The 14,461-nt window shown below is 72.0% G+C and carries 15 protein-coding genes; 5 read left to right on the top strand and 10 right to left on the bottom strand.

Translation table 11 applies throughout. The features are described from left to right. Window positions 1-157 precede the first annotated feature (157 nt). The gene (locus ACFOVU_RS20995) at window positions 158-424 is read left to right on the top strand and encodes a DUF3073 domain-containing protein (RefSeq protein WP_378536227.1); all 267 of its coding nucleotides are present in this window, start codon (window positions 158-160) and stop codon (window positions 422-424) included. 158 nt (window positions 425-582) lie between these two features. Here the strand turns inward: ACFOVU_RS20995 and purM are convergent, their stop codons facing one another. The 3 genes from purM to ACFOVU_RS21010 form a co-directional block, all read right to left on the bottom strand. Further along, complete coding sequence (gene purM, locus ACFOVU_RS21000; protein ID WP_378536228.1) at window positions 583-1,641, bottom strand: phosphoribosylformylglycinamidine cyclo-ligase; 1,059 nt, start codon at window positions 1,639-1,641, stop codon at window positions 583-585. Between the two features lie 95 nt (window positions 1,642-1,736). After that, window positions 1,737-3,185, bottom strand: a complete 1,449-nt coding sequence (gene purF / locus ACFOVU_RS21005) for an amidophosphoribosyltransferase (RefSeq protein ID WP_378536480.1) — start codon at window positions 3,183-3,185, stop codon at window positions 1,737-1,739. A gap of 97 nt (window positions 3,186-3,282) precedes the next feature. Beyond that, window positions 3,283-3,750, bottom strand: a complete 468-nt coding sequence (locus ACFOVU_RS21010) for a sterol carrier family protein (RefSeq protein ID WP_378536230.1) — start codon at window positions 3,748-3,750, stop codon at window positions 3,283-3,285. A 565-nt stretch (window positions 3,751-4,315) separates the two neighbouring features. On the opposite strand from ACFOVU_RS21010, the gene ACFOVU_RS21015 reads away from it, so the two are divergent. Both ACFOVU_RS21015 and ACFOVU_RS21020 read left to right on the top strand, forming a co-directional pair. Next, a complete protein-coding gene (locus tag ACFOVU_RS21015) occupies window positions 4,316-4,933 on the top strand; it encodes a DUF47 domain-containing protein (RefSeq protein WP_378536232.1) in 618 nt (205 codons plus the stop codon). 24 nt (window positions 4,934-4,957) lie between these two features. Beyond that, window positions 4,958-5,959: an inorganic phosphate transporter gene (locus ACFOVU_RS21020; RefSeq protein ID WP_378536234.1), complete on the top strand. Its 1,002-nt coding sequence runs from the start codon at window positions 4,958-4,960 to the stop codon at window positions 5,957-5,959. Between the two features lie 94 nt (window positions 5,960-6,053). Here the strand turns inward: ACFOVU_RS21020 and pstB are convergent, their stop codons facing one another. The 7 genes from pstB to ACFOVU_RS21055 form a co-directional block, all read right to left on the bottom strand. Further along, complete coding sequence (gene pstB, locus ACFOVU_RS21025) at window positions 6,054-6,833, bottom strand: phosphate ABC transporter ATP-binding protein PstB (RefSeq protein ID WP_378536236.1); 780 nt, start codon at window positions 6,831-6,833, stop codon at window positions 6,054-6,056. 52 nt (window positions 6,834-6,885) lie between these two features. Further along, window positions 6,886-7,995 carry a phosphate ABC transporter permease PstA gene (pstA, locus tag ACFOVU_RS21030; protein ID WP_378536238.1) on the bottom strand — a complete coding sequence of 370 codons (1,110 nt, stop codon included), beginning with the start codon at window positions 7,993-7,995 and terminating at the stop codon, window positions 6,886-6,888. Continuing rightward, entirely contained in the window at window positions 7,996-8,958 is a 963-nt protein-coding gene (pstC, locus tag ACFOVU_RS21035; protein WP_378536240.1) for a phosphate ABC transporter permease subunit PstC, read from the bottom strand. 265 nt (window positions 8,959-9,223) lie between these two features. Further along, complete coding sequence (gene pstS, locus ACFOVU_RS21040) at window positions 9,224-10,336, bottom strand: phosphate ABC transporter substrate-binding protein PstS (protein WP_378536242.1); 1,113 nt, start codon at window positions 10,334-10,336, stop codon at window positions 9,224-9,226. 243 nt (window positions 10,337-10,579) lie between these two features. Then, entirely contained in the window at window positions 10,580-11,566 is a 987-nt protein-coding gene (mshD, locus tag ACFOVU_RS21045) for a mycothiol synthase (protein WP_378536244.1), read from the bottom strand. Window positions 11,567-11,632: 66 nt separating this feature from the next. Beyond that, window positions 11,633-12,685: a hypothetical protein gene (locus ACFOVU_RS21050; protein ID WP_378536245.1), complete on the bottom strand. Its 1,053-nt coding sequence runs from the start codon at window positions 12,683-12,685 to the stop codon at window positions 11,633-11,635. A 188-nt stretch (window positions 12,686-12,873) separates the two neighbouring features. Further along, window positions 12,874-13,641, bottom strand: a complete 768-nt coding sequence (locus ACFOVU_RS21055) for a winged helix-turn-helix transcriptional regulator (protein ID WP_378536247.1) — start codon at window positions 13,639-13,641, stop codon at window positions 12,874-12,876. Between the two features lie 108 nt (window positions 13,642-13,749). Here ACFOVU_RS21055 and ACFOVU_RS21060 point away from each other — a divergent pair, with 108 nt between their 5' ends. Continuing rightward, entirely contained in the window at window positions 13,750-14,010 is a 261-nt protein-coding gene (locus ACFOVU_RS21060) for a MoaD/ThiS family protein (RefSeq protein ID WP_378536249.1), read from the top strand. A gap of 190 nt (window positions 14,011-14,200) precedes the next feature. Continuing rightward, window positions 14,201-14,425, top strand: coding sequence for a glutaredoxin family protein (locus ACFOVU_RS21065; protein WP_378536482.1), 225 nt, complete (start codon window positions 14,201-14,203; stop codon window positions 14,423-14,425). The last annotated feature ends 36 nt before the right edge of the window (window positions 14,426-14,461 follow it).

Raw genomic sequence — 14,461 nt, forward strand, 5'->3', positions numbered from 1 at the left:
TGGGCGGCGTAGGCAGGTCGGGTCCAAACCGGGTACGGTTGTATCCGTACGTAAGCTGGCGCCTGTCGTCAGTGCGGTGACGGCCGTCAGCCCGGTATTGCGGTTTCGCTAGTGATCTGGGGTTTCTCCAAACCCAATCGTTGAGGGGGTCGAGCCAATGGGGCGCGGCCGAGCCAAGGCCAAGCAGCAGAAGGTCGCTCGGAGGCTGAAGTACAGCTCCGGCGGTACCGACCTTGAGCGGCTGCGGGCAGAGCTGGGTGTCGCTGAGGAAGACGTGTCGCCGACGGAGCCGTCGGACGACACCTATGAAGACCCTTACGACGACCTGGTCGACCGTTATGCGGATCTCGCCGACAACAAGTATCCCAACAGCGGCGACGCTCCGGCGGAGCCAGAGTCCGGTCGTCCGGACCGGCATCGCTGATCCGTCGCCTCGCGCCGTCGGCGGCGCGCATCATCCGCATAACCGGGTCCGCTGATCCACAGGCACGCATAGCCGGTTCACCCCCCGCTCGTGGGGTGAACCGGCTATGCCTGTTCTGGGAGTAGGTTCCCCCCATCAGCGCCCAACCGCCCCCGCTGTCACGGGTGCTCGCCATCGAGCCGCACCCCTTCCGCCCCTGCTGTCACCGTCCCCGCGACCCAGGCGTCCAGGCCGCGCTGCGCGAGCAGGGCCAGGGCGCGGTCGGCGGAGTCGGCGGCGGTGATCGCGGCCATGCCCACGCCCATGTTGAACGTGGCCTCCATGTCGGCGCGGCTGAGGCCGCCGCGCCCGGCCAGGAAGCCGAAGACCGGCGCGGGGGTCCAGGTGCGGCGGTCCAGGACCGCCCCGGTGCCTTCGGGCAGCGAGCGCGCCAGGTTGGCGGCCAGGCCGCCCCCGGTGATGTGCGCGAAGGCGTGCACCTCGACCTCGTCGGCCAGCGCGAGGCAGTCCTTGGCGTAGACGCGGGTGGGCGTGAGCAGCACTTCGCCGAGGTCGGCGCCCAGCTCCGGGACGCGGGTGTCGAACTCCAGGCCGGCCTGGTCCACCACGCGGCGCACCAGCGAGTAGCCGTTGGAGTGCAGCCCCGATGACGCGATCGCGATGACGGCGTCGCCCTCGCGCACGCGGTCGGGCCCCAGGATGCGGTCGGCCTCGACGATCCCGGTCCCTGCGCCGGCGAGGTCGTACTCGTCGGGGCGCATGGCGCCGGGGTGCTCGGCGGTCTCGCCGCCGATCAGCGCGCATCCGGCCTGGGCGCAGCCTTCGGCGATGCCGCCGACGATCTCGGCGATGCGCTCGGGGACCACGGCCCCGCAGGCGATGTAGTCGGTCATGAACAGCGGCTCGGCGCCGCTGACCACGAGGTCGTCGACCACCATGCCGACCAGGTCGATGCCGATGGTGTCGTGCACGTCCATGCGCTGGGCCAGCAGCACCTTGGTGCCCACGCCGTCGGTGGAGGTGGCCAGGACGGGCGCCCGGTACTTGGCGGTGTCGAGGCGGAACAGCCCGGCGAAGCCGCTGGCGTCGGTGACGAGCTCGGGCCGGCGGGTGCGCGCCACGTGCCGCTTCATCAGGTCGACCGCGCGCTCGCCGGCGGCGATGTCGACCCCGGCCGCCGCGTAGGCGGCCTGTGTGGTGTTGGCACCCTCTGCCACGTGGAAAACCTCTCAAGCGATCGTGCCCGTGCCCCGCGGCCGCGGGGACGCCGGACGCGCCCCGGGCCGGAAGGCGGCCCCGGGGCGTGCGGAAACTACGGTCGTCCGGCGACCAGTGGCCCGTTGTCGGGGGTGCCGCAGTTCTTCTCCAGGAGGTACTTGCCCCGGGAGTCCTCGTCGACCTCTATGGGGTAGACGCCGTCGAAGCAGGCGCGGCACAGCCGGTCCTTGGGCACCTCGGTGGCCGACACCAGCTCGTCGAGCGGGATGTAGGCCAGGGAGTCGGCGCCGATGGAGTCGCGGATCTCGTCGGTCGAGAGGTTGCCCGCGATCAGCTCCGCCCGGGTGGCGAAGTCGATGCCGTAGTAGCAGGGCCACATGACGGGCGGGCTGGAGATGCGCACGTGCACCTCGGCCGCGCCGGCCTCGCGCAGCATGCGCACCAGCGCCCGCTGGGTGTTGCCCCGGACGATGGAGTCGTCGACGACGACCAGCCGCTTGCCGGCGATCACCTCGCGCAGCGGGTTCAGCTTCAGCCGGATGCCGAGCTGGCGCAGGGTCTGGCTGGGCTGGATGAAGGTCCGCCCGACGTAGGAGTTCTTCACCAGGCCCTGGGCGAACGGGATGCCGCTGCCCTCGGCGTAGCCCACCGCGGCGGGGGTGCCGGACTCGGGCACCGGGATCACGAGGTCGGCGTCGGCCGGGTGCTCCTTGGCCAGGCGGCGCCCGACCTCGACCCGGGTGGTGTTGACGTTGCGGCCCGCGATGGTGGTGTCGGGGCGGGCCAGGTAGACGTACTCGAAGAGGCAGCCCTTGGGCGCGGCCGGCGCGAAGCGGCGCGAGCGCACCCCGCGCTCGTCGATGGTGAGCAGCTCGCCGGGCTCGATCTCGCGCACGAAGACGGCGCCGACGATGTCGAGGGCCGCGGTCTCGCTGGCCACCACCCAGCCGCCGCCGAGGCGGCCCAGGACGAGCGGGCGGATGCCCTGGGGGTCGCGGGCCGCGTACAGCGTGGTCTCGTCCATGAAGGTGAGCGAGAACGCCCCCTGCACGCGCGGCAGCAGCTCCATGGCCGCTTCCTCGGTGCTGCGGTCGGGGTTGTCGGCCAGCAGGCTGGTCAGGACCTCGGTGTCCGTGGTGGCACCGCGCCGGTCGCCGGGCAGCATCGCCGCGAGCTCGGGGGTGTTGATGAGGTTGCCGTTGTGGCCGAGGGCGAGGCCGCCGTCACGCGCCGTGTAGAAGGTGGGCTGCGCGTTCTCCCACACCGGCGAACCGGTGGTGGAGTAGCGGCAGTGGCCGATGGCCAGGTGCCCGCGCAGGGAGTCGAGGATGGCCTCGTTGAAGACCTGGGAGACGAGTCCCATGTCCTTGTAGACGACGATGCGCTCGCCATCGCTCAGGGCGATGCCCGCGGACTCCTGGCCGCGGTGCTGGAGCGCGTACAGGCCGAAATAGGTGAGCTTGCTGACTTCTTCGCCGGGAGCCCAGACCCCGAACACCCCGCAGGCGTCCTGCGGTCCGCGTTCGAGTGGATCGATGTCCATGGTGAGCCGGCCGTCGGGTTGCGACACACGTTCAGCTTAGTGCCTGGACGTGGGCAACGGGTCAGGAGGGGCCCGCCCGCGGGGGCGGGCCGGGGCCTCAAGGCAATGGCCACAGGGGAAGCAGCGGTTCCAAGTCGGCCCGGATCCCGCTGGCCGCGACCTCGTGCGCGGCGACGGCGTCGCGCCATTGCCGCCGTCCCCCCGCCAGCGCCAGCCAGGTGATCGGGTCGGTCTCGACGACGCCCGGCGGGGTACCGCGGGTGTGCCGGGGGCCCTCGATGACCTGGACGGCGCCGTACGGCGGCACGCGCACCTCCAGGCTGTGCCCGGGGGCGCGCTCCGCGAGCTCGGCGAGGGTGCCCCGGACCGCGGCGCGCACTGCCGCCCGCTCGGGGTCGAGGCCGCGCTCGCGGGCGCGCAGGACGGCGCCCGTGCACGCGGAGAGGACGAGCGAGGGCCGGTCCGGGCCCGCGTAGGCGGGCTCGCCCAGGGCGGTGAGCTGGGCGTCGAGTGCGGCGCGCAGGGCCGCGTGCCGCCGCTGGGCTGGGGTCGTCTTGGCCGGCATGCCCCGACCCTACCGGCGCCGCCCTCAGGACCCCTGCTTCAGGCGGTGAGCTGCGGATACGGTCCGGTGTCAGTCGCCACGGGGAGGTTGCCCCGAGGGCCACACGGAGGGAAACTGTCGCGGGAGGCAACATGTCCGGACACGGGGGTGAACGCCCGATGTCGATCGCAGGCAGGGCCGGGACCGGCCGCGTTCACGCGTACCCGGAGCCGCCGTCTCCCGGGTCACCTGGGGGGAGATCCGGAGGGCGGATGCGCCGGGCAGGGCGCGGTACCCCGGGTACTACTGTGATCCGCGCCGCGGTCCGCGCGCCCGCGGTGGCCGGTGCGGCCGGGCGGATCCCGGATCCGGCCATGGCGGCCGGGCCCGGCCTGGTTAGGATGAATATCCCGCTGCGTCGGCATTGCCATGCCGCCGGGCGGTGCACGTGGACAAGGAGTGAAACGCCACCGGGGTCGCGGCGCCGGGGTGCCGCAGGGCACGTCCATGCCCACACAGCGACCCTTTTGCCCGATTTGTGCCCATAACATCCTCACGGACGATCACCGCACTTCGGGAGATAGATGTGCGCCTGCGCCTGACCCCGCGTGATGACACCTACTACGAGATGTTCGCCGACTCCGCGAACAATCTGGTCATCGCCGCACGCCTGCTGGTGGAGCTCATCAGCGAGGGCGCCGACCGCGATGCCATCACCGAGAAGATGCGCGCCTGCGAGCACGCCGGCGATGAGCGGACCCACGCCATCATGCGGCGGCTCAACGAGAGCTTCATCACCCCATTCGACCGCGAGGACATCTACCGCCTGGCCTCCTGTCTCGACGACGTCATGGACTCCATGGAGGCCGCGGTCGACCTCATCGGCCTCTACGGGCTGGAGCGGCTGCCGAAGGGCATCATCGACCAGGTGGAGGTCCTGGAGCGCGCCGCGGAGCTGACCGCCCAGGCGATGCCGCGGCTGCGCTCGATGAAGGACCTCACCCGCTACTGGATCGAGATCAACCAGCTGGAGAACCAGGCCGACCAGATCTACCGGCGGCTGCTCGCCCACCTGTTCAGCGGCGAGTACGACGCCCTCACCGTGCTCAAGCTCAAGGACGTCATCGAGGAGCTGGAGACCGCCGCCGACGCCTTCGAGCACGTCGCGAACACGGTCGAGAGCATCGCGGTGAAGGAATCCTGACCCTCACGGAACCCGACCCCCACCGTGCCCCCTGAGACCGCGACCCTCGCCGCCGTTGTGCTGGCGGCGCTGGTGTTCGCGTTCACCAACGGCTTCCACGACGCGGCCAACTCCCTGGCCACGGCCGTGTCGACCCGCGCCCTCACCCCCCGCGCCGCCGTGACCATGGCCGCCTCCATGAACCTGGTCGGCGCCTTCCTCGGCGAAGGGGTGGCCCGCACCATCGGGCGCGACATCATCGCCCCGCCGCACGGCACGGACGGCCTGGCGGTGCTGCTGGCCGCCCTCATCGGCGCCATCGCCTGGAACGTGGCCACCTGGTACAAGGGCATGCCGTCCTCGTCGTCCCACGCCCTGGTCGGCGGCATGATCGGCGCCGCCCTGGCCTCGGCGACCACCGTCGAGTGGCGGGGCGTCGCGATCGACTTCGCGGTGCCGATGGTCGTGTCGCCGCTGATCGGCGGGGTGGTCGGCTACCTGGTGATGCTCGCCATCCTGTGGGGGTGCCGCAACACCACCCCGCGGCGCGTGAGCCGCAAGTTCCGCATCGCCCAGAGCGTGTCCGCCGCGGCCATGGCGCTCGGCAACGGGCTCCAGGACGCCCAGAAGACCATGGGCGTGCTGGTGCTGGCCCTGATCACCACCGGCTACCAGAGCACCTACGACCTGCCGCCGTGGGTGGTGGTGTCGGCGGCCGTGGCGATGTCGCTGGGCACCCTGACGGGCGGCGGCCGGATCATGCGCACCCTGGGCCGGCGGGTGATCCGGCTCGACGCCACCCGGGGGTTCGCCGCCGAGAGCACCGTCGCGGTGGTCTCCTACGCGACCGCGTTCATCTGGCAGGTGCCGATCTCCAGCACCCACACCGTCACCTCGGCGATCATCGGCGCGGGCGCCACCCGCCGCCTGTCGGCCGTGCGCTGGGGCGTGGCCGGCGACATCATGGGCGTCTGGCTCATGACCCTGCCGGGGTCGGCCGCGGTCGCGGCGGGCGTCTACGGCGCGCTGGTCCTGCTGATGCGCTGACCCGTCCCAGGTCCCAGCCTTTTGGTCACGCCCCGAACGCGCAACGGCGCGCGCCCCCGGACAGAGACGCGCGCCGCGCAGGCGCGGGACCACATCAGCCGAAGCGGCCGGTGATGTAGTTCTCCGTCTCCTTCTTCTCGGGCTTGGTGAAGATCTTGTTGGTCTCGTCCATCTCGATCAGCCGGCCGGGCTTGCCGGTGCCCGCGAGGTTGAAGAACGCCGTCTGGTCGCTCACCCGGGCGGCCTGCTGCATGTTGTGGGTGACGATGACGATCGTGAAGCTCTCCTTGAGCTTGGAGATCAGGTCCTCGATCGCCAGCGTGGAGATCGGGTCCAGCGCCGAGCAGGGCTCGTCCATCAGCAGCACGGCCGGCTCCACGGCGATGGCGCGGGCGATGCACAGGCGCTGCTGCTGCCCGCCCGACAGGCCCGCCCCGGGCTTGTTGAGCCGGTCCTTGACCTCTTCCCACAGGTTGGCGCCGCGCAGCGACCGCTCGACGACCTCGTCGGCCGCCCGCTTGGCCATGCGCTGGTTGTTCAGCCTGGCCCCGGCGATCACGTTGTCGTAGATCGACATGGTGGGGAACGGGTTGGGGCGCTGGAAGACCATCCCGATCTCCCGGCGGACCGCGACCGGGTCCACATCGGGGCCGTAGATGTCCATGTCGTCGAGGAGCACCTTGCCCTGCACGCGGGCGCCGGGCGTCACCTCGTGCATGCGGTTGAGGGTGCGCAGGAAGGTCGACTTGCCGCAGCCCGAGGAGCCGATGAACGCGGTCACCGACCGGGGCTCGATGGTCATCGAGACGTCCTCGACGGCCATGAAGTCGCCGTAGTACACGTGGAGTCCGGAGACGTCGATGCGTTTGGCCACTGGAAGTCCTAGGTGAGTCGGAGAGAAGCGGGCGTGCGGGTGCGGCGGGCGCTCATCGGCCCGCCTTCGGGGCGAAGAACCGCGAGACCAGCCGGGCGGCGAGGAACAGCAGCATCACCACGAGGATCAGGGTGAGGGCCGCGGCCCAGGCGCGCTCTTCGGCGTAGACGCCGGCGTCGCCCGAGGAGCCCATGGCCCGCACCTGCTGATAGATGAACACCGGAAGGCTCATCATTTGTCCCTCGAAGAGGTTGCCGTTGATCCGGGTCGACGCGATGCCCGCGGTGAGGATCAGCGGGGCGGTCTCGCCGATGACCCGCGCCAGGGCCAGCATGATCCCGGTCGTGATCCCGGCGATCGCGGTCGGCAGCACCACCTTCACGATGGTCAGCCACTTGGGCACGCCCAGCGCGTAGGCGGCCTCGCGCAGCTCGTTGGGGACCAGCCGGAGCATCTCCTCGCTGGAGCGCACGACGACCGGGATCATCAGCACCGACAGGGCGATCGCGCCCGCCGCGCCGTTGGTGTTGCCGGGCCCGAAGAGCATGATCCACAGGGCCACGACGAACAGGCCCGCCACGATCGAGGGGATGCCGGTCATGACGTCCACGAAGAACGTGATGGCCGTCTTGAGCCGGCCCTTGCCGTACTCCACCAGGTAGATCGCCGTCATCAGGCCGATGGGCACCGAGATCAGCGCCGCGAACCCGGTGATCGCCAGCGTTCCCACGATCGCGTGGTAGACGCCCCCGGCGTCCATGCTGGGGATCACGCCGTTCATGGACACGCTGAGGAAGTAGCCGTCGAACCGGCGCATCCCGTTGACCAGGACCGTCCACAGCAGCGACACCAGCGGCACCATGGCGATGGCGAAGCAGCAGTAGACGACCCCGGTGACCAGGCGGTCGACGGCCTTGCGGCGGTTCTCGACGACCGTCGACGCGATGCCGATCCCGGCCAGGTAGACCAGCGCCGTCAGGACGGCGAGCGCGGCCGGGTGGAAGGCGCCCACGGCGAACAGCAGGCCGGCCACGACGGCGGCGGAGACCGTGAGCAGCGCCGCGGGGAAGAACCGCGGCAGCGAGCCGGTGAGCAGCCGCGCCGCGTCGGGGCGCGGGGAGCCGGAGGGGCCCGCCGGCGGGGTGGTGGTCGTGGTGGTCATCTAGGAGAACTCCTTGCGCCGCGCGACGATGAAGCGCGCACCCATGTTGACGGCCAGGGTGATCGCGAAGAGCACCAGCCCGGCGGCGATCAGCGCGGACACGCCGTAGCCGGTGGCCTCGGGGTATTGCAGCGCGATGTGCGCCGCGATGGTCTGGTTGCCGCTCTGGAGCAGGAAGGGGGAGATCACCAGGGCGGGGGAGAGGATCATCGCGACCGCCATGGTCTCGCCCAGCGCGCGGCCGAGGCCGAGCATCGCGCCGCCGATGACGCCGGGGCGCCCGAACGGCAGCACCGCCGTGCGGATCATCTCCCAGCGGGTGGCCCCCAGGGCGAGGGCGGCCTCGCGGTGGGACTGCGGCACCTGGTGGAACACGTCGCGCGACATCGCGGTGATGATCGGCAGGATCATCACGGCCAGGACGATGCCGGCGCTGAGCATGGTCCGCCCGGTCGCCGACACCGGCCCGGCGAACAGCGGGATCCACCCGAGGTAGGTCTCCAGCAGCCCGTAGAACGGCCGGAGCTGGCCGACCAGGTAGACGACGCCCCACAGGCCGTAGACGACGCTGGGGATGGCCGCCAGCAGGTCCACGATGTAGCCGAGCAGCGAGGCCACGCGGCGGGGCGCGTAGTAGACGATGAACAGCGCGATGCCGATGGCGACCGGGGTCGCCAGGACCAGCGCGATCGCCGCGGCCAGCACCGTGCCGAACGCCAGCGCCGCGACGCCGAACGCGGGCGCCTCACGGGTACTGGCGTCCCATTCGGTGGTGGTGAAGAAGTTCGCCGTGTTGGCGCGCAGCGAGTCCACCGACTGGATGATGAGGAACGCTGCGACGCCCGCCAGGATCACCAGGATCAGGATGCCCGCGCCGCGGGCACTGTTGGTGAAGACGACGTCGCCCATCCGGCGCTTGCCCTTGGGGATGCGGGCCGTCGCGGACGAGTCCGTGGTGGTCATGTTCAGCGGCTCCGGTCGAAATCGGTCAGGATCAGGGTGTGCCCGCGGGAGGCTGTGCCGACCGCGCCGGCGGCGACGGGTGCCGCCCGCCCGCTCGGCGTGGCTGACGTGCGGTGACGGCGCCCCGTACATTCTGAAGTCTGCCCGGGGTCGGCGCCGCCATGCCGGGCGGGCCCAGGGGTGTGGACCCCCGAAACGCCGCTAAGGGCGGGGCCTGCACCCTTCGGTGCGGACCCCACCCGAGCGGAGATCGGTGGCGCGGAGATCAGGCGCCGGCCGAGATCTGGTCGATGGTGGCCTGGATGGCGTCCCGCGTCTCCTGGGAGAGAGGGGCGGAGCCGGCCTCGTCGGCCGCGGCCTGCTGGCCGCTCTCGCTGTTCACGTAGCTCAGGAAGCTGCGGACCAGGTCGGCGTCGGCCTGCTCGGCGTACTCCAGGCAGGCGACCTCGTAGGACACCAGGACGATCGGGTACACCCCGGCTTCGTCGGTGGTGTAGTCGAGCTCGACCGCGTGGTCGTTCTCCGTGTTGCCCTCACGGGCCGGGGAGGCGTCCACGATCGCGGCGGCGGCCTCGGGGCTGTACTCGACGAACTCGTCGCCGACGCCCACGGCCGCGGTGCCCAGCTCACCCACGTGGGAGGCGTCCACGTAGCCGATGGTGCCCTCGCCGCCCTCGATGGCGCTCACGACGCCGGAGGAGCCCTGCGCGGCCTCGACGGGGTCGATCGGCCAGTCGCCGCTGACCTCGTGCGGCCAGGCGTCGGGGGCGGCGGCGGCGAGGTAGGCCGCGAAGTTCTCGGTGGTGCCGGACTCGTCGGAGCGGTTCACCGGGACGATGTCGCTGTCGGGCAGCTCGACGTCGGGGTTGTCCGCGGCGATGGCCTCGTCGTTCCACTTGGTGATCTCCTGGTTGAAGATCCCCGCGATCACCTCGGGCTTGAGGTTGAGGGAGTCGACGCCCTCCAGGTTGAACGTCACCGCGATCGGGGCGACGTAACCCGGGAGGTTGACGACCTCGGAACCGGCGCAGCGCTCGGTCGCCTGGGCGGTCTCCTCCTCGTCCAGCGCGGCATCGGAGCCGGCGAAGGCCACCGCACCGTCGATGAACTGGGAGCGCCCGGAGCCGGAGCCCACGGAGTCGTACTCGAGAACGGCGCCCTCGCAGGCGCCCTCCCACGCGGCCTTCCAGGCCGCCATGGCGTTCTCCTGGGAGCTGGCGCCGGCGCCGGAGAGGGTGCCGCCGCCCTCGGCACACTCGACGTCGGCGGCTGCCGCGCCGTCGGCGGGGTCGACCGCCTGGTCACTGCCGCAGGCCGAGAGCGCAAGGGTGCCGGCGAGGGCCACCCCTGCGAACGTGCCGTACTTGGAGAGCTTCACAGCCCCTTTGTCCTTCCTCTGGACTTCGTCACCTTTGGGCGAGTCCATCCGATGACCTCGCCGAATGCGACGGTAGGTAGGGGAAGTGACCAGCTCTCCCGAAGAGGGTGAACACAAGGTGAACGACGGTGAGGGTACGGCGGAAGGGAAGGCGGCCCGGTGATGGATGTGAGGTGAACCACGCGAAAGTCACGCCGACACGCCGTTCGCCACCTGCCCGCGTGACTCGCGATGTGCGATCCGCTACGCCGTGTGTGCGAATCCGCTGGTCGCGTGGGGTGTGGCGGATGATGTCGCGTACATCACGTCGGTGGCGAACACCCGGAATCCCAGCGACTCGTAGAGCCGCACCGCCGAGCGGTTCTCCTCGTCGGTGTACAGCAGGACCCACGGCAGCCCGCGGTCGCGCAGGTAGCGCAGGCCCGCCACCGTGAGGGCCCGCCCCAGTCCCGTTCCCTGCCAGGCCGGGTCCACACCCACCACGTAGACCTCGCCGACCGGGACATCGGCCAGCCCGGCGCCGTCGGCGTGCACCTTGGTCCAGTGGAAGCCCGCCAGCGCGCCCGACCCGGCGTCCTCGGCCAGGAAGAACCCCTCAGGGTCGAACCAGTCCTCGGCCTCGCGCTCCAGCAGGTCGGTACGCGTCAGCGCGCCCTGCTCGGGGTGGTCGGCGAAGGCGGCGCCGTTGACCCGCAGCCAGGCGTCCTCGTCGGCACCGGGCACGAAGGTCCGCAGCCGCACCCGGTCGCGCACCTCGGGGCGCAGCACCGGCTCCGGGAGCTCCGCGGGCGCCTCGCCGTCGAGCCGCAGCCGCATCTTGAACAGCCCGCGCACCTGCCGCCAGCCCGCCGACCGGGCCAGCGCCACGGCGCCGTCGAGGCGCCCGTGCGCCCACACCCGCAGCCCCGAGGGGGAGGTGTCGGCGGCCAGCGATCCGAGCAGCGCCGCGCCGTGGCCGCGTCGGCGGCGGGCGGGCGCGACGACCAGCTCGCCGGAGTCGGGCTCGCCGGGGGTGCGCTGGGCGAAGGCGAACCCGGCCGGCCGCGCGCCGGGCTCGTCATAGAGCAGGTGGAAGCGGGCCGAACCGTCGGCGGCGCCGTGCCGGACGCGCAGCAGCGTCTGCTCCGACAACGGCGCGACGCCGTCGTGCCGCTGCGCCTCCTCGGCCAGCGCGACCACCCCGTCCGCCTCGCGCTCGTCCAGCCGTCCGGTGATTCGCACGTTGTTCATGGGACGACCCTAAATGGCGGGCACCGTCGGCCCAGGTACCGGGCGGCCCCGGTACCTGGGAGGCGGTCAGGTCCTGCGGCGGCGGCCCTTGTAGGCGGCGCCGATGCGCACCCGGCGCGTGGGCGAGAGCGGCGCGGAGAGCAGCAGCAGGAGCAGCAGGAACAGCAGCAGCACGGCCGGGGTGACGGCGGGCGAGACCGCAGGTTCGCTCGCCGACGCCGCGGCGGTGTCGCCGTTGCCGTCGCCGCGGTCGCCCGGCTCAACGGTGGGCAGGTCGGCGAGGCCGCCGTCGCCGAGACCGGGGCCCGGCGGGTCGAGCGGCGGCAGCTCGGCGGCGCCGGAGGGCAGCTCGGGGCGGTCGCGGTCGTCGGCCTCGCGGTCGTCGGGATCGCGGGTGGTCACCGGGCTGTGCGGCGGCGCAGGGGGGCGGCTGGCCGTGGCCGTGGAGGACGGCCGGCCGTCCTCGGACGGGCCGGCGGACGGGGAGGAGGACGAGGGCGGCGCCGAGGGGCTGCCGGAGGGTTCTTCCTCGGGGGGTGACGGCGTGGGGGCGGGCGATGTCGGTGACGGGGTGGGCTCCGGCGTGGGCTCGGGAGCGGGGTCGGACGGCTCGGGGTCGGGGTCGGGGGACGGCTCGGGAGACCCCTCTTCCTCCACGGTCACGCGCACCGGCGCGGTCTGCACGGCGACGGCTTCGGCGGCGACGTCGGCGCATTCGGTGTCGCCCGTTGCCGGGGCGTACTTGAGGGTGGCGGTGACGTCGACGGTCTCCTCGGGCTCGCCCGTGACCTCGGCCGAGGCGGGCGAGGAGCCGGCCGCTCCGCTGGAGGTGAGCTCGCCCACCGTGAAGCCGTTGTCGGCCGCGGGGTCGAACAGGCAGAACCGGGTGTCGGGGTCGTCGGGCTCGCCGGTGACGCCGAGGGTCAGGCTGGCGGTCTCGCCCGCGGCGACCTCGGCGTCGTGGGCGATGAGCGTGACGGTCGGGGTGGTGTCGGCCCAGGACGGAGCGCCGAGGGCGACGAGGGTCGAGCCGATGAACAGGGTGCCGAGGGGGACCGCGGCGATCCGCCGCAGGGGCGGGCGCGGGTGGGCAGCGGAGGGCTCCGTGCCGCTCTGCATGGGTGTGGCCTCCTCGGTCGGTCACTCTCCATGGCCGCGCAGCGGATGACCGGGGTCAGGCGGTCACCTCGCCGACAGTGCGCCATCCTAAACGGTGCGTTCCGAAATTCCGAGACCTTTCGGGCCACGCGCCGATGCCGGCCACGCCGGCGGGGGCCGGGCCCCTGGAACGGGGCCCGGTCCGGATATCAGCCGACGGTGGGCGCCGGGTGCGGCACCGCGGGCGCCTCGTGCTCCCCCTCCATGGCGGTGTCGCCGGTCTTGGCCACGGGGTCCGGGACGAACCGGTAGCCGACGTTGCGCACGGTCCCGATCAGCGACTCGTGCTCGCTGCCGAGCTTGGCGCGCAGCCGCCGCACGTGGACGTCGATCGTGCGGGTGCCGCCGAAGTAGTCGTAGCCCCACACCTCCTGGAGCAGCTGGGCCCGGGTGAACACTCTGCCGGGGTGCTGGGCCAGGAACTTGAGCAGCTCGAACTCCTTGAACGTGAGGTCGAGGATGCGGCCGCGCAGCCGCGCGATGTAGGTGGCCTCGTCGATGACGAGGTCGCCGCGGCGGATCTCGTCGGGGTCGTCGGTGCCGGCGTCGGCCTGGCCGATGGCCAGCCGCAGCCGCGCCTCGACCTCAGCGGGACCGGCGGTGGTCAGCAGGAAGTCGTCGACCTGCCAGTCCGGTGTGAGTGCGGCGACCCCGCCCTCGGTCAGGATCGCGATCAAAGGGCAGTCGAGCCCGGTGGTGTCGAGTAGGCGGCAGAAGTTGCGCACCGCGGCCAGATCGGTACGGGCGTCGACCAGAATGGCGTCCACGGGCGTGCTCGCGGCGCGGTCGCCGCCCGAAGCGAGCAGCGCACCGGCCTCCGCGGGCGCGACCCGCACCGAGTGCAGGAGCAGTCCGAGGGCGGGCAGCACGTGGTCCGACGGTTCGTTGGAGTTCGTCAGTAGCAGCAGATGGCTCATGCGTTTCTTCCCGTCACCCCGCATGTCGCGGTCGAACGAAGGCGCCATTGCCCCCGGTGGAGAATATTTCGAGTACGTGCCTCCGACGTGTACAAGGATAAACAATCGATGGCGAGCGGAACCATCCGGTACTGGGCGGCGGCCAAGGAAGCCGCGGGGACCGGCGAAGAACAGGTCGAGGGGAACACCCTCGCTGACGTGCTGGAATCGGTACTGGCTCGGCGATCCGGCGACGACCGGCTCGCGCGGGTGCTGGCCCGGTCATCGTTTCTGATCGATGACCGGCCGGTCGGGACACGCGCGCATTCCGGCGTGGAATTGACCGACGGGTGCGTTGTCGAGGTGCTGCCCCCGTTCGCCGGCGGGTGAGCCCCGAGGTGAGCTGTCAGTGGATGGAGCGAGCGGAGAACCGGAGGCGGGCATGTGGCTGAGCCGGCGGAACGCGGTGTGGGCGCCGGGACGAGCGGCGGACGCCAAGGCGCAGGCGCGACGCACGGAGGGTGAGGGGGACGGCGTGACCGGTACCGGACGCGATGAGCGGCCCGGGCCCAGGATCGTCATGCTCGGCAAGCCCGGCTGCCACCTGTGCGACGACGCGCTCGCGGTGATCGAGCGCGTGGCCGCCGACCTGGGGGTCGGCCACGACGTGCGCGACATCACGCAGTCCTCCGCCGAGGAGCGCGACGAGTACTGGGACAAGATCCCCGTGACGTTCGTCGACGGCGAGCGGCACGACTTCTGGCGGGTCAGCGAGCAGCGGCTGCGCGCCGCCCTCGAGACTTAGATTCCCGGTACCGGGCGGGGCCGGGTCCCACCACCG

The sequence above is a fragment of the Nocardiopsis sediminis genome, assembly GCF_042650565.1.
Lineage (GTDB): Bacteria > Actinomycetota > Actinomycetes > Streptosporangiales > Streptosporangiaceae > Nocardiopsis_B > Nocardiopsis_B sediminis.

Excerpts from the sequence above, each read along its gene's own strand:
- ACFOVU_RS20995 (WP_378536227.1), top strand. The coding sequence starts at position 158 with ATGGGGCGCGGCCGAGCCAAGGCCAAGCAGCAGAAGGTCGCTCGGAGG.
- purF (WP_378536480.1), bottom strand. The coding sequence starts at position 3,185 with ATGGACATCGATCCACTCGAACGCGGACCGCAGGACGCCTGCGGGGTG.
- ACFOVU_RS21010 (WP_378536230.1), bottom strand. The coding sequence starts at position 3,750 with ATGCCGGCCAAGACGACCCCAGCCCAGCGGCGGCACGCGGCCCTGCGC.
- pstA (WP_378536238.1), bottom strand. The coding sequence starts at position 7,995 with ATGACCACCACGACCACCACCCCGCCGGCGGGCCCCTCCGGCTCCCCG.
- pstC (WP_378536240.1), bottom strand. The coding sequence starts at position 8,958 with ATGACCACCACGGACTCGTCCGCGACGGCCCGCATCCCCAAGGGCAAG.
- mshD (WP_378536244.1), bottom strand. The coding sequence starts at position 11,566 with ATGAACAACGTGCGAATCACCGGACGGCTGGACGAGCGCGAGGCGGAC.
- ACFOVU_RS21050 (WP_378536245.1), bottom strand. The coding sequence starts at position 12,685 with ATGCAGAGCGGCACGGAGCCCTCCGCTGCCCACCCGCGCCCGCCCCTG.
- ACFOVU_RS21055 (WP_378536247.1), bottom strand. The coding sequence starts at position 13,641 with ATGAGCCATCTGCTGCTACTGACGAACTCCAACGAACCGTCGGACCAC.
- ACFOVU_RS21060 (WP_378536249.1), top strand. The coding sequence starts at position 13,750 with ATGGCGAGCGGAACCATCCGGTACTGGGCGGCGGCCAAGGAAGCCGCG.
- ACFOVU_RS21065 (WP_378536482.1), top strand. The coding sequence starts at position 14,201 with ATGCTCGGCAAGCCCGGCTGCCACCTGTGCGACGACGCGCTCGCGGTG.